Annotated in this window: 11 protein-coding genes; 7 read left to right on the top strand and 4 right to left on the bottom strand. The window is 67.4% G+C overall.

All coding sequences use genetic code 11. The features are described from left to right. The first annotated feature begins 247 nt into the window (after nt 1-247). The 6 genes from DIZ26_RS16850 to DIZ26_RS16875 all read left to right on the top strand — a co-directional run bounded on the left by DIZ26_RS16850 (nt 248) and on the right by DIZ26_RS16875 (nt 7,476). A complete protein-coding gene (locus DIZ26_RS16850) occupies nt 248-1,369 on the top strand; it encodes an acyl-CoA desaturase (RefSeq protein ID WP_232828400.1) in 1,122 nt (373 codons plus the stop codon). A gap of 122 nt (nt 1,370-1,491) precedes the next feature. Next, the gene (locus DIZ26_RS16855) at nt 1,492-2,094 is read left to right on the top strand and encodes a TetR/AcrR family transcriptional regulator (RefSeq protein WP_232828401.1); all 603 of its coding nucleotides are present in this window, start codon (nt 1,492-1,494) and stop codon (nt 2,092-2,094) included. Nucleotides 2,095-2,208: 114 nt separating this feature from the next. Then, nucleotides 2,209-3,396 (top strand): sensor histidine kinase, encoded by a 1,188-nt coding sequence (locus DIZ26_RS16860; protein WP_232828402.1) that lies wholly within the window; start codon nt 2,209-2,211, stop codon nt 3,394-3,396. Next, nucleotides 3,393-4,079: a response regulator transcription factor gene (locus DIZ26_RS16865; RefSeq protein ID WP_112242376.1), complete on the top strand. Its 687-nt coding sequence runs from the start codon at nt 3,393-3,395 to the stop codon at nt 4,077-4,079. The genes DIZ26_RS16860 and DIZ26_RS16865 overlap by 4 nt, the downstream gene beginning before the upstream one ends. A 149-nt stretch (nt 4,080-4,228) precedes the next feature. Continuing rightward, nucleotides 4,229-5,008, top strand: a complete 780-nt coding sequence (locus tag DIZ26_RS16870) for an ABC transporter ATP-binding protein (RefSeq protein WP_112242378.1) — start codon at nt 4,229-4,231, stop codon at nt 5,006-5,008. 2 nt (nt 5,009-5,010) lie between these two features. Then, complete coding sequence (locus tag DIZ26_RS16875) at nt 5,011-7,476, top strand: ABC transporter permease (RefSeq protein WP_112242380.1); 2,466 nt, start codon at nt 5,011-5,013, stop codon at nt 7,474-7,476. An 87-nt stretch (nt 7,477-7,563) separates the two neighbouring features. On the opposite strand, the gene DIZ26_RS16880 is transcribed toward DIZ26_RS16875, so the two are convergent. Both DIZ26_RS16880 and DIZ26_RS16885 read right to left on the bottom strand, forming a co-directional pair. After that, nucleotides 7,564-7,911: a VOC family protein gene (locus DIZ26_RS16880; RefSeq protein WP_112242382.1), complete on the bottom strand. Its 348-nt coding sequence runs from the start codon at nt 7,909-7,911 to the stop codon at nt 7,564-7,566. 3 nt (nt 7,912-7,914) lie between these two features. Then, nucleotides 7,915-8,706: a methyltransferase domain-containing protein gene (locus DIZ26_RS16885; RefSeq protein WP_112242384.1), complete on the bottom strand. Its 792-nt coding sequence runs from the start codon at nt 8,704-8,706 to the stop codon at nt 7,915-7,917. Nucleotides 8,707-8,800: 94 nt separating this feature from the next. On the opposite strand from DIZ26_RS16885, the gene DIZ26_RS16890 reads away from it, so the two are divergent. Continuing rightward, nucleotides 8,801-9,298, top strand: coding sequence for a MarR family winged helix-turn-helix transcriptional regulator (locus tag DIZ26_RS16890; RefSeq protein WP_112242386.1), 498 nt, complete (start codon nt 8,801-8,803; stop codon nt 9,296-9,298). A gap of 432 nt (nt 9,299-9,730) precedes the next feature. On the opposite strand, the gene DIZ26_RS16895 is transcribed toward DIZ26_RS16890, so the two are convergent. Then, on the bottom strand, nt 9,731-11,551 hold the full coding sequence (locus DIZ26_RS16895; RefSeq protein WP_112242388.1) for an ABC-F family ATP-binding cassette domain-containing protein: 1,821 nt from the start codon (nt 11,549-11,551) through the stop codon (nt 9,731-9,733). A 234-nt stretch (nt 11,552-11,785) separates the two neighbouring features. After that, nucleotides 11,786-13,696, bottom strand: coding sequence for a GTP-binding protein (locus tag DIZ26_RS16900; RefSeq protein WP_112242390.1), 1,911 nt, complete (start codon nt 13,694-13,696; stop codon nt 11,786-11,788). Nucleotides 13,697-13,829: the final 133 nt, after the last annotated feature.

A 13,829-nucleotide genomic window follows, 5' to 3' on the forward strand; every position in this document is an offset into this window, starting at 1 on the left:
TGGGGGATACAAGAAGCCCGGCTCGGCGTGAGCCGAGCCGGGCTTCGACTTGCTCCCCCGCCTGGTTTCGATCCAGATCTTCGAGATTCAAAGTCTCGCGGGCTGCCGATTACCCCACGGGGGATCGCGTTGTACGCCGGAACAGTGTGCCATGGGGGTGGGGGTGACACGCGAAGGGGTTACTTACCTACGGAGGCGTAGGTTACGGTGGCGTAGGTAACCCGTCCAACGTCACGAGGGATACGCCATGACTCCAGCTGCCGCAATCAAGGCGCCTACAGGTGCCGAGCAGACCGACGAGCAGGCCACCGAACAGGCCGTCGGGCAGACCAGCGAGCACCTCACCGAGCAGGCCGTCGAGCCGGTTGGTGGGCAAGCCGAGCAGGGCGCCGAGCACGTCAGCGCGCAAGCGGCTGAGCGGGGCGCCGCGCAGGTGAGTGGGTTTGATGCTGAGAAGGGGACGCTTGGGGGTGAGCAGAAGGGGGTTTGGGAGCAGGTCGCGCTCGCGTTGTTCATCGGGATCCCGTTTCTGGCGCTGGTGGCTGCGGTGCCGATTGCGTGGGGTGGGTTCCTTGGGTGGCACGACGTCGTGCTCGGCGTGGTGTTCTACACGATCTCCGGCCATGGCATCTCGATCGGTTTCCATCGCTACTTCACGCATAAGTCCTTCAAGCCGAACAGGCCGATGAAGTATGCGCTGGCGATCGCTGGTTCCCTCGCGATCGAGGGGCCGGTGGTTCGGTGGGTGGCTGACCATCGCAAGCACCACAAGTTCTCCGACCGCGACGGTGATCCGCACAGCCCGTGGAAGTACGGCACGAGTCTCAAGGCCCTGACCAAGGGCTTTCTGCATGCCCACATCGGCTGGTTGTTCGACAGCGAGCAGACGCCGGCCCGGCAGTACGCGCCCGATCTCCTCAAGGACCGTGACGTCGTTCGCGTGTCGAAGCTGTTCCCCGCCCTGGTGCTGTTCTCTCTCCTCGCCCCCGCGATCATCGGCGGCCTGTGGTCCTGGTCGATCGAGGGCGCGCTGACCGCGTTCTTCTGGGCGAGCCTCGTCCGGATCGCGCTGCTGCACCACGTCACCTGGTCGATCAACTCGATCTGCCACACGATCGGCGCCCGGCCGTTCAAGAGCCGGGACAAGTCGGGCAACGTGTGGTGGCTGGCGATCCTGAGCCAGGGCGAGTCGTGGCACAACCTGCACCATTCAGACCCGACCTGCGCGCGGCACGGCGTACTGCGTGGTCAGCTCGACACGTCGGCGCGGTGCATCTGGTTGTTCGAGCGGTGGGGCTGGGTCTCGGATGTCCGCTGGCCGGTCAAGGAGCGGTTGGAGGCTCGTCGCGTGCGCGCGGCCGACGTCTGAAGGGTCCACCGGCTGGTAAATCTCCCACGCGGCAACACCGGCGTACGGCATGATGCTGACGTGATCTCAGGGGCGTGGCATCAGTGACCGAACCCAGACCGCGTCGATCCACCCGGGTGCGGATGACCAGCGCTGAGCGGCGTGAACAACTCATCACCATCGCCCGGGGCCTGTTCGCCCAGAAGGGCTTCGAGGCGACCTCGGTGGAGGAGATCGCGGCCAAGGCCGAGGTGTCCAAGCCGGTCGTCTACGAGCACTTCGGCGGCAAGGAGGGCCTGTACGCCGTGGTGGTGGACCGCGAGGTCCGCAAGTTGCTCGACACCGTCACGGCGTCGCTCACCGCCGGCCGCGCGCACGAACTCGTCGAGCAGGCCGCGCTCGCGCTGCTCGACTACATCGAGAACTCGTCCGACGGCTTCCGCATCCTGGTCCGGGATTCGCCGGTCGGTTCGTCCACCGGGTCGTTCATCTCGATCCTCAGCGACGTGGGCACCCGGGTCGAACACATCTTGGCCGAGGAGTTCAAGCGCCGCGGGCTGGATCCGAAATTTGCCCCGATGTACGCGCAGATGCTGGTCGGCATGGTCGCGCTGACCGGGCAGTGGTGGCTCGACGTCCGCCGCCCGAAGAAGCCGGACGTGGCGGCGCACCTGGTCAACCTCGCCTGGAACGGCCTCTCCGGCCTCGAAGCCAAACCGACCCTGTCCACCCGCCCACACAAGTAAGCCAGCACAGGTAACACCGCAAGTAAGAAGGACAGGTAACAAGACCACGGTAGGACGGCGACCTCCCCCCGTGGCATGACCTGGGCGGCGGCGATTCGCCGTACCCTGACCCGCATGACGGGGATCCTGACCGCGCGCGACGTGCCGGCGAAGAGCAAGGCGTTCGACCTGCTGTTCGCCGGTGCCCTGACGCTGTTCTTCGGCTCGATCTCCTTCGCGCAAGTCGGGTACGGCGGCCTCTTCGGCCTGCTCATGCTCGGCCCGCTGATCTGGCGCCGGACCCATCCCGAGCTGGTCTTCTTCGCCGTCTCCGCGGTCGCCGTCCTGCAGTGGCTGGCCGGAATCAACTTGCAGGGTGGCAACGCCGGTCTCCTGGTCGCGCTCTACGCGATCTCCGTGTACGGCGAAGTCCGCTACAGCCGGATCGCGCTCGCAGTCGGCGGTATGGGCGTGCTGATGGCGACCGCCCGCTACAACCACAGCAACGACTGGCGCCAGCAAGCGACGATGATGGTGTCGCTGGGCGCGCTCGTGTTCGGTGTCTGGGCCTTCGGTGAACGCCGTCGCACCCGGGGTATGTACGTGCAGCAACTCGAGGAACGCGCGGCCCAACTCGAGCGGGACCGCGATCGCGAGGCCAAACTGGCGGTTTCGAACGAGCGGACCAGGATCGCCCGCGAGATCCACGACGTCGTCGCGCACGGCTTGTCGATCATGATCGTCCAGGCCGACGGAGGCCTGTACGCCGCGGACGCGTCGCCCGAGCAGGCCAAGAAGGCGCTGGCCACCATCGGCGACACCGGCCGCGCCTCGCTCACCGAGATGCGCAAGATGCTCGGTCTGCTCAAACAGGACGCTCAGCCCGACAACCTCGATCCGAACCAGCCCCGTCCGCAACCGGGCGTCTCCTCGTTGCCCGAGCTGATCGACAACGTCCGCCAGACCGGGCTGTCCGTGGACTACCAGGTGACCGGCACACCGCGCGATCTCCCGGCGCTGCTGGGCCTGACGGCGTACCGGATCGTGCAGGAAGGCCTGACCAATACGCTGAAACACGCCGGGCCGGGAGCGCGCACTTCCGTCCGGCTGGACTTCGGACGCGAGATGCTGACGGTGGTGGTCACCGACGACGGTCGCGGTGCCGGGCTCGCGCCGGGCAGTGATCCGGGGCACGGACTGATCGGGATGCAGCAACGCGCCTCGATCTCCGGCGGTACGGTGAGCGCCGGCCCGAAGACCGGCGGTGGCTACGAAGTGGTCGCCACCTTGCCGTACAACCTGCCTGCTGGAGGAGATCAGTGACCGAGACCGGACCTGCCGAGGACGCTGTGATCCGGGTGTTCCTGGTGGACGACCAGGAACTCGTCCGGGCCGGATTCACCATGCTGGTGGATTCGCAGCCCGACATGCGGGTCGTCGGCCAGGCCGGTGACGGCGGCGAGGCAGTGGAGAAGCTGCGGGTGACCGCGAGCGACGTCGTACTGATGGATGTCCGGATGCCCCGCCTGGACGGTGTCGAGGCGACCAGGCAGCTGCAGTCGTTGCCGCAGGCCCCTAGAGTGATCGTGCTGACGACGTTCGACCTGGACGAATACGCGTTCGCGGCGATCAAGGCGGGCGCAGCCGGATTCCTGCTGAAGAACACGCCGCCGGCCGACCTGCTGTCGGCGATCAGGCAGGTGCACTCCGGCGACGCGGTCGTCTCCCCCAGTACGACGCGGCGCCTGCTCGAGCACTTCGCCGGCGCGCTCCCGGACGCCGAGACCGAGCGGCCCGACCTGGGCGATCTGACCGCCCGCGAACGCGAGGTGCTGGTCGAGGTCGCCCGCGGTCTGTCGAACACCGAGATCGCCCAGCTGTTCACGTTGTCCGAGGCAACGGTCAAGACCCACATCGGCCGCATCCTGGCCAAGACCGGCCTCCGCGACCGGGTCGCCCTGGTAGTCCTCGGCTACGAAACCGGCCTGGTCAAAGCCAGCAAGTGACTCGCTGACCGGGCAGCGAGTGGGCCTGCCAGTACGACTCAGGTCGTACGTGTAGTCCATTCCGTGGTCCGACTCTTGTGGGGTTGCTGATCACTACCTTTTCGGAGTGTGGGCGAGATCGTCTCGTTCAGGGCACTTCGAGGAGAACGATGAGCATCCAGACCGGCGAGTTGCCGCTCGGCCGTTTGCCGCAGAACACAGCAGACCGTACGGCGATCCGTGCGCACGAGTTGCGCAAGGTGTACGGCTCCGGCGATACCGCGGTCGCCGCGCTCGACGGGGTGTCGGTCGACTTCGGGGTCGGCCGGTTCACGGCGATCATGGGGCCGTCCGGGTCCGGCAAGTCGACGCTGATGCACTGCCTGGCCGGGTTGGACACCCCGACCGGCGGCCAGGTGCTGCTGGGTGAGACCGAGCTGACCCAACTGCCGGACGCCGAGCTGACCCGGATCCGCCGGGACCGGGTCGGCTTCGTCTTCCAGTCCTTCAACCTGCTGCCGATGCTGAGCGCCAAGGACAACATCCTGCTGCCGCTGGAGCTCGGTGGCCGCAAGCCCGACCAGCAGTGGCTGACCACCCTGGTCGACGTCCTCGGCCTGCAGGACCGGCTCACCCACCGTCCGTCCGAACTGTCCGGTGGTCAGCAGCAGCGCGTCGCCGTTGCGCGCGCCCTGGTCGGCCGGCCCGAGGTCGTGTTCGCCGACGAGCCGACCGGCAACCTGGACTCGCGGTCCGGCGCCGAAGTGCTTGGGTTCCTACGGCGGAGTGTCCGTGAGTTCGGCCAGACGGTGGTGATGGTGACGCACGACCCGCTCGCGGCGTCGTACGCCGACCGCGTCGTGATGCTTGCCGATGGCAAGCTTGCCGGCGAGCTGCTGGAACCGACCCCGGAGACCGTTCTCGGCGCACTGCGGCAGCTGGGGGCCTGACCGTGCGACGCTCGATCCTCTCCTCCCTGCGCGCCCATCTGGGCCGCCTGATCGCCGCGTGCCTGGCGATCGTGCTGGGTGTCGGCTTCGGCACGCTGGCCATGACCGCGCATGCCTCGGCCTCGCACGGCATCGACGAGACCATCGGCAGGCAACTCGCCGGTGTCGACGCGGTCGCGACCCCGCAGAACGCCAGCATCACAGCGAAGGACGTGGCCGCGGTACGCAAGCTGCCGCAGGCCGACTCGGTGGTCGCCACGACCTCGGCGTACATGCAGGTCACCTGGGCCGGCAAGGTCCGTCCTGGCTCGCTGGGCGTCCAGGCGCGCTACGACACCTCGCGGATCGCGGGGCCGAGTGCGATCCAGGGCCGGCTGCCTGACAGCACGCTCGAGATCGCCTTGCCGGCAAAGGTTGCCGAGAAGAACAAGGTTGCCCTCGGCTCCAAGCTGCGGCTGAACACCTACAACGACAAGTCGTTCACCGTCACGGTGGTCGGACTGCTGGACGACGCGGCCACGGTCGGTCCGTCCGACGCGGTGGCGACGGCCCAGACGGTGAAGATCTTCGAGCCGGAAGGCTCGATCAATGACCTCCGGATCGCTGCGAAGCCCGGCGTCTCCCAGGAGGCGCTCGCCGCTGCCCTGACCGGTGCTGTCGGCAACAATCTCGAGGTCTACACCGGCAAGGCCTATATCGCCCACGTGGTGGAGGGTTACACGCACGGGATCGATGTCCTGGGCGGGGTCTTCGGGATGTTCGCCGTGATCGCCTTGTTCGTCGCCTGCCTGGTGATCGGCAACACGTTCACGATCGTGATCGCCCAACGGACGCGGGAGATGGCGCTGCTGCGGTGCGTCGGCGCCTCTCGCCGGCAGGTGTTCTCGTCGGTGCTCGCCGAGGCCTCGGTGGTCGGCGTGGTCGCCTCGGCCGTCGGTGTCGTGTTCGGCGTCGCGCTGTCGGCGATCGGGCTCGCGCTGACTCGCGAGTTCGACTGGGGCATCCCCAAGATCGACCTGCATCTCGACCTGGCCTCGATCTTTCTTCCGCTGGTGCTCGGCACGATCGTCACGATCCTCGCCGCTGTCGTACCGGCTAGGCGTGCGACCCGAGTCGCCCCGCTGGCGGCGCTCCGTCCGGACACTGCTCCGGTGGCCGGTTCCAGAGCCGGCGTACTGCGGCTGATCCTCGGCTTCGTGTTGATCGCCGGTGGCGGTCTGCTCCTGGGCGTCAGCGCGAACTCCAACCAGGTGCTCGTCGGTGTCGCCGGTGGTGTCGTCTCGTTCGTCGGCCTGCTGGCGATCGGGTCGCTGCTGGTACCGGCGCTGGTCAGGTTGCTCGGCGCCCTGCCGGCGCGGGGTGGTGGGGTCCCCGCCCGGATCGCCGTCGGCAACGCCGTACGGAACCCGAAGCGGACCGCCGCGACCACGTCGGCCCTGTTGATCGGCGTCACCCTGATCAGCCTGACCTGTGTCGGCATCGCCTCGGTCCGCAAGACGTTCGACACCACGATGGACGACCAGTACCCGGTCGACCTCATGGTCATGAGCTACAACGAGAAGATGCCCGCCAGCGGCGAGCAGCAATTGCACAACATCAAGGGCATCACGCAGGTCGTCCCGATCCGGACCGTCGCCATGAAGGCCGGAAAGGAGTCGATCAACGTCACGGGGATCGACCCGGCCACGGGGGCCACGGTGATCCACAACGCGGACCTGATCGCCAAGCTCAAGACACCGGGTACGGCGCTGCTCGACTACTCCACGATGAAGATGCTCAAGCTGGAGGACGGATCGACCCTGACGCTGGTCTCCGGCCACCAGAAGTTGACACTGAAGGCCTATGTGGCCACCGGACTGGATCCGGTCACGGTCAGCCTGCCCGACTTGGAGAAGGTCGCTCCCCAGCCCGCGATCACCGGGTACTGGCTGGCTTCCGACCCGAAGGCGGACGGCTCCGACGTGATGGACGCAGTACAGGAGTCGTTCCCGACGGTAAAGGAGCTGTCCGTCGGCGGCGGGCTCGCCGAGCGCACGATGTACACGAAGATCTTCGACGTCCTGCTGATCGTCGGGATCGGCCTGCTCGGTGTCTCGGTGTTGATCGCGCTGGTCGGCGTCGGAAACACGCTCAGCCTTTCAGTGCTCGAACGGACCCGGGAGAACGCGTTGCTGCGGGCGCTCGGTCTGACCAGGCGGCAACTGCGCGGGATGCTCGCGATCGAGTCGCTGCTGATGGCCTTGGTCGCGGCCGGCCTGGGGATAGGTCTCGGCCTGCTCTACGGCTGGACCGGGACGATGGCGCTGATGGGTGGGCAGACGGCGACGGGCGACGTCGAGTACGCCCTGCCGGTCGGCATGCTCGTCACGATCGCCCTGGTGGCGGCAGTGGCCGGGCTGCTGGCCTCGGTCCTCCCGGCGCGCCGGGCCGCGAAGGTCGCTCCGGCGGGCGCACTCGCGACCGAGTGAGCCGAGCCGGCTCGTGGATCTGAGGGGACCCACGAGGTAGTAGCTGGGTCCGGGGATCTCGAGGAGATTCCCGGACCCAGCGTTCGTTCAGACGATCTCGATGCGGTTCCCGTGACCGTCGGCGGTGTGGAATCGCCGACGGCCCGGGATCGTCTCGTTGTCCCATGTGACCGGGTAGCCGAGGCCGGTGAGCCTCTCGGCCAACGCGTCGAGGTCGTCGACAGCGAAGGCCGGATGCGCCTTGCGGGCCGGGCGGAACTCCTCTTCGACCCCGACATGCACCTCGGCCGAACCGTCCTTGAACCAGCAGCCGCCGCGCGCCGCGAGCAATGGAGGTTTCGCCAATTCGGTCATCCCGAGCGCATCGCGATAGAACGCCCGCGCGACGTCCTCACCCCCGGGCGGGCAGGACACCTGAACATGATCGAGCCGCATCCGTCAGCCCTGCTTCTGCGCGACGGCGAAGATCCGGCGGAACGGCAACACGGTCCCGTACGAACGACGCGGGTACGCCGCCGCCAGGCGAGCGCCGTACTCCGTCTCGAACTCCGCCCGTAGGTCATCGGGCAACGACTGCAGCACGGGTCGCGCGCCGGTCCCCTTCACCCACTCCAGTACGGCGTTCTCTCCCGGCAGGATGTGGTTGTACGTCGTCTCCCAGGCGTCGACGACACATCCTTCGGCACTGAGCGCCTCGATGTACTGCGCGGGGCCTGGCGCGTCTGCCCGTTGCGACTTGTCCGCGGCGTACTGCGCGTACGGCTCGGTGCCGGCCAGTTCGCGCAGGATGGCGTGGGAGGGCGCATCGCCGTTGCCGGGGATCTGGATCGCGAGCCAGCCGCCGGGACGCAGAGCACGCACGAAGCCGGGCAGCAGGTCCAACTGCTCCGGGATCCATTGCAGGGTTGCATTGGTGACGATCACGTCGATCGATCCGGGTTCGGCGGTCCAGTCGAGCAGGTCGCCCTCGACGAAGCCGAGCCGATCGGTCGCGTACTTCTGTGCGGCCTCGATCATCGCCGGCGAACTGTCGACGCCCTGGATGGTCGCGTCCGGCCAGCGGTCCAGCAGGGTGGCGGTGAGATTGCCGGGCCCGCAGCCCAGGTCGACGACGAGCTTTACCTCGTCCGGCGCGACGTGTATCCGGTCGACCAGGTCGCCGAACGGGCGGCCGCGCTCATCGGCGAACTTGCCGTACTGCTCCGGGTTCCAGACAGGTGAGGTGCGCATCGGCCGTCCTTCGAGCTAGGTATCTTGACGTCGAGATACTTTACGCCTGCGAGTTGTCTTGATGTCAAGAGTCTTGATGACATACTCTCGGGGTATGGAAGACGAGGTCGACCGGCTGATCGAGGCCTGGCGCCGGGAGCGGCCGGACCTCGACGTGGCGCCGATGGAGGTGCTGTCGCGGGTCAGCCGGCTGGCCCGGCACCTCGACCGCGCCCGCAGTCACGCCTTCTCCACCCACGGCCTGGAGTCGTGGGAGTTCGACGTCCTGGCCGCCCTGCGCCGAGCCGGCAAGCCGTACCAACTCTCCCCCGGCCGGCTGCTGAAGGAAACCCTGGTGACGTCCGGCACGATGACGAACCGGGTGGACCGGCTGGCCGCCCGCGGCCTGGTCGAGCGATTACCCGACCCGGCCGACCGCCGCGGCGTGCTCGTCCAGCTCACCGACGCCGGCCGCGACTCGGTCGACGCCGCGATGGCGGACCTGCTCGCCCACGAACGCACGCTGCTCGGCGGCATCAGTGAACGCGACCAGCAGAAGATCGCCCGGGTACTGCGCGAGCTGGTCGGCCCGTTCGACCAGGAAAACCACTGAATCGCCTTTCCAGGCTTTTCCGCGCGGCCACCGAGTTACCGGCCGGAATTCCGCCGGAATAATCCGAAAAGGCCGCGCGTCACTTAATGCCGGTACCGATCGTTGCTAGTTGCAACGAGATCGTGAGATTGCTGTAGCGCCCGACTATCGACACTGAGTCACCGGTCCCACTAGTGTCCTCACTGTCAGTACCTGGCCAGCTACAAAGCGTTCACATCACGGTGACTTCGGCGGCAAGAGGTGGTCCGCCGAAGCCGGCCGGTGGTGTCCGGGACTCGGGGCTCGGACAACATCGGCGGGCACGGGGCCCGCTCACCCTTGGGTTGCGGCATACCCTCCTGATCACAGGGGATGGGAGGGTATGCCGCACCTTCCGCCGCCGGCCAGTGGCCGCGAAGATTTGATCATGTATACATTCTTCGGAATGCCGGACTATTCGGCGCGTTCCGCCGCTTCGAACCACGCCGTTTCCAGCTCCGCGCGTTCTTCGGCCAGCTTGCGCAGTTCGGTGTCGAGCTCGGCGAGCCGTTCGTAGTTGCTCGCGTTCGTGGCCAACTGGTCGTGCAGCTTGGCCTCCGACTCGGTCAGCTTCTGCAGCTGACGCTCGATCCGGTTCAGGTCCTTCTTCGCCGCCCGGGCCGCCGCCGCATCGACCGGCTGATCGACAACCTGTACCGCGGCCGGCGCGGCCTCCGCCGCCGCGGCACCGGCCGGCTCCGCGACGACGCGGCGCGGCGTAGTACCGGCTTCGAGTTGTTCCAGGTACTGGTCGACGCCGCGCGGCAGGTGCCGGACCTGGCCGTCGCCCATGATCGCGTAGACCATGTCGCTGACCCGTTCGAGGAAGTACCGGTCGTGGGTGACGATCACGACCACACCCGGCCAGCTGTCGAGGAAGTCCTCCAGCACGGTCAGCGTCTCGACGTCCAGGTCGTTGGTCGGCTCGTCGAGGATCAGCACGTTCGGTTCGTCGAGCAGGATCCTGAGCAACTGCAGCCGGCGGCGCTCACCGCCGGACAGATCGCTGATCCGGGTGGTCAGCTTGTCGCCGGTGAACCCGAACCGCTCGAGCAGCTGCGACGACGTCATCTCGCCGCCCCGGCCGGCCAACGCCGCCGTACGCCGGATGTCGGTGATGTGCGCCAGCACGGTGACCGAGCCGTCGAGATCTTCCAGCGTCTGGGAGAGGTTCGCGACCCGGACCGTCTTGCCCTGCTTGACCAGGCCCTTGTCCGGTGTGAGCTGGCCGGTGAGGACCTTGAGGAAGGTCGTCTTGCCGGCGCCGTTCGGGCCGAGCAGGCCGATCCGGTCGGCCGGGCCGAGGCGGAACGTGACGTGGTTCAGCATCACCCGGTCGCCGAACTTGAGCGTCACGTCCTCGGCGTCGAAGACGTCCTTGCCGAGCCGCGAGGTGGCCAGTTGGGCGAGGGCGAGCTTGTCGCGTGGGGCCGGTTCGTTCTCGATCAGGGCGTTCGCGGCGTCGATCCGGAACTTCGGCTTCGAGGTGCGGGCGGGCGCGCCGCGGCGGAGCCAGGCGAGCTCCTTCTTCATCAGGTTCTGCCGCTTGCCCTCGACCACCTGCTCGTTGCGGGACCGCTCGGCCTTGGCCAGCACGTACGCGGCGTAGCCGCCGTCGTACGAGTTGACCTTGCCGCCCTGCACCTCCCAGGTCTCGGTACAGACCTCGTCGAGGAACCACCGGTCGTGGGTCACCACGATCAGCGCGCCGGCCCGGTCCACGACGTGGCGCGCGAGCCAGTTCACCGCCTCGATGTCGAGGTGGTTGGTGGGCTCGTCGAGGATCAGCAGGTCCACCTCGGTGAGCAGCAACTGCGCCAGCGAAGCCCGGCGACGCTCACCACCACTCAGCGTGCCGACCTTGGCCTCGTGGTCGATCCCGCCGAGCAGGTGCTCCATCACCGACCGCGCCCGTGGATCGGCGGCCCAGGTGTAGGTCTCGACGTCGCCGCCGAGGACGGCCTGGATCACCGTCAGGTCGGGGTCGAGGTCGTCGCTCTGGCCGAGATACCCCAGCCGCAGGTCGCGGTTCTGGGTGACCCGGCCGCTGTCGGCCTCCTCGCGGCGGGCGAGCAACCGCAACAGCGTCGACTTACCGTCACCGTTGCGCCCCACCACCCCGATGCGCTCACCCCTGCCGACGCCGAGACTGACCTCGTCCAACAGAGTGCGGGTACCGAAGCCCTTCGAAACGGCTTCCAGATTGACCAGATTAGGTGCGGAAATAGCTGCCATGTCCCCACCAGCCTAGTTGCTCCCCACCCAGCCCCCTCCGCCCGCCCGCTGCTTCGGCACCGCTCGGTACTCCGTTGAAGCGGTGACCACAGTCCGCGTGGACCTCGGGAAGAAGTTTGGTGGGTCCCTGGTGCCTGTCCGGTCGGGTGTTCACGGCCGGACGGCCACCTGAACACCAGGGAACCCGAGGGGATTTCATCACGAGTTGAAGGAACGCGCAATGGATTCTTCAGTTCACGTTCGGTTGAGGTGGAGGAGGTACTGCTTCTCGTTCAGCGGGTTGCCGTCGGTGCGCGGACGGGTCGGCGGTACACCGGCCACCGGGCGGAAGGCGTCGAAGGTGGTGAGGAGAATTCCTTCGCCGTGGGTGAGACCGGGCAACTGCGCCTCGAACGCGTGCACCCGGCCGGCTGGAATCGTTCCCTCAAGCCGGGCTTCGCCTTGTCCCACGATGCTGTTCTGCACTGTGGCAAACGCTTCAGCGAGTTTGCCGAGCACCGGCGCCACCGCGTCGGACGGCAGGTCCAGCTCGAAGCGGTTCACCGGCTCGTGCACGCGAGTGCCCGCCTCCCGCAAAGCCTGCATCAGCACGAGCGGAACCAGCCGACGGAAGTCGGCCGCGACCGTCACCGGCGAGAAGTAGTGGGTGCGAATGAGATCGACCCGGCAGTCCACCACTTCCCAGCCGTAAAGGCCCTGCAGCAACGTCTGCCGAGCCGTTTCCTCGATAGCGGTGTGAAATGCCCGCGGCAACCCGCCCAGTTCGACTTCCAGCTGGTAGTCGATACCGGTCCCCACGGGCGCCGGCGAGACCCGGAAGCCAACGGCGGCCGCCCAGAGGTTGCCAGGATCACCGATCTCGCGTTGCGCGGTACCAACTCCGATCGGCCGCTCGACATGGATCGGCGTGGTCTCACTGAAGGCGACCGCCAACCGGTACTCGCTCTCCAGCAAGGCCGCGATGACTTCCTTCTGGACCTCGCCGTACAGGCTGACCGAGATCTCTTCGCCCTTGCGCACCTGGATCAGCGGGTCCTGCTCGGCCAGTTGCTGCAAGGCCAGGAAGAGCTTGCCTCGGTCGGCACCGTGCACCGGCCGGATCACCGTTTCGAGTGTCGGTGGTGCGAAAAGCTGACCACTGCGCGCCCCCGCCACCCCGAGCTGGTCGCCGATCTGGATCTCCTTCATTCCGCGCAGCGCGACGATCCGCCCGGCCTCGGCGGCGTCGACGGACGTCGTACTGCCGCGCTCGAACACCTGCAGCGAGGTCGGTTTCGCCTCGTACGACGTCGAGCCGCGGTGCACCTCGACGACCTGGCGCGTCTGCAGTTCACCGCTGAAGATCCTCGCCGACGCGATCTTCTCCCCCGCCGCACCGCGATCGACCTTGAAAACCGAAGCCTGTAAGGGATCTCCGGGCGCACCAGTTGCTCGCGGCAACCACGCGCGTATGCCGTCGATCAGCTCCGGTACGCCGACGCCGGTCATCGCCGAGCCGAAGTACACGGGATGCACGAGCGAGCGTCGTACCTGCAAGAGCAGCTCCTGCCGATAGTCCGCCTCGCTCAGCGCATCGTCGAGATAGCGCGCCAGGAACGCGTCGTTGCTCTCAGCAAGTACCTCCCCAAGGCCCTGTCGCACCAGAGGAAACGGCTCGTACTGCGCGGTCCGGGTGCCCAGGTCGCGGACCGCACCCATCGGTACCGCGGACGGCGTGAGGAGTCGCCCGATATCGGCGAGCAACGAGTCGTACCGGGCGCCCATTCGGTCGATCTTGTTCACGAACAGCAGGGTCGGGATGCGGAGGCGCGCCAGCGTCCGCATCAGCAGCCGGGTCTGGACCTGGACTCCTTCGACGGCCGAGATCACCAGCACGGCACCGTCCAGTACGGACAGCGCGCGCTCGACCTCGGCGATGAAGTCGGAGTGGCCCGGGGTGTCGATCAGGTTCACGGTCAGGTCGCCGAGTTCGAAGGAGACCACGGCCGAGCGGATGGTGATGCCGCGGCGGCGTTCGAGTTCCATCGAGTCGGTCGTCGTACTGCCGTCGTCGACCCGGCCGACGGCCTTGATCACGCCGGCCGCGTAGAGCAGGCGTTCGGTCAGACTGGTCTTACCGGCGTCGACATGCGCCAAAATGCCCATCGTCAGGGTGTTCAAAAGTCCTCGCGGGTGCGTCGATGCGATCAGAGGTGATGGCGTAGATCGACACCCGGCGCATCTGGAACTCCCTCTCGCTCGCCCCTCGGACTTTCGGCCCACACTAGCCGCAGTCGCT

It is taken from the genome of Kribbella monticola (assembly GCF_003261635.1).
Taxonomy (GTDB): domain Bacteria; phylum Actinomycetota; class Actinomycetes; order Propionibacteriales; family Kribbellaceae; genus Kribbella; species Kribbella monticola.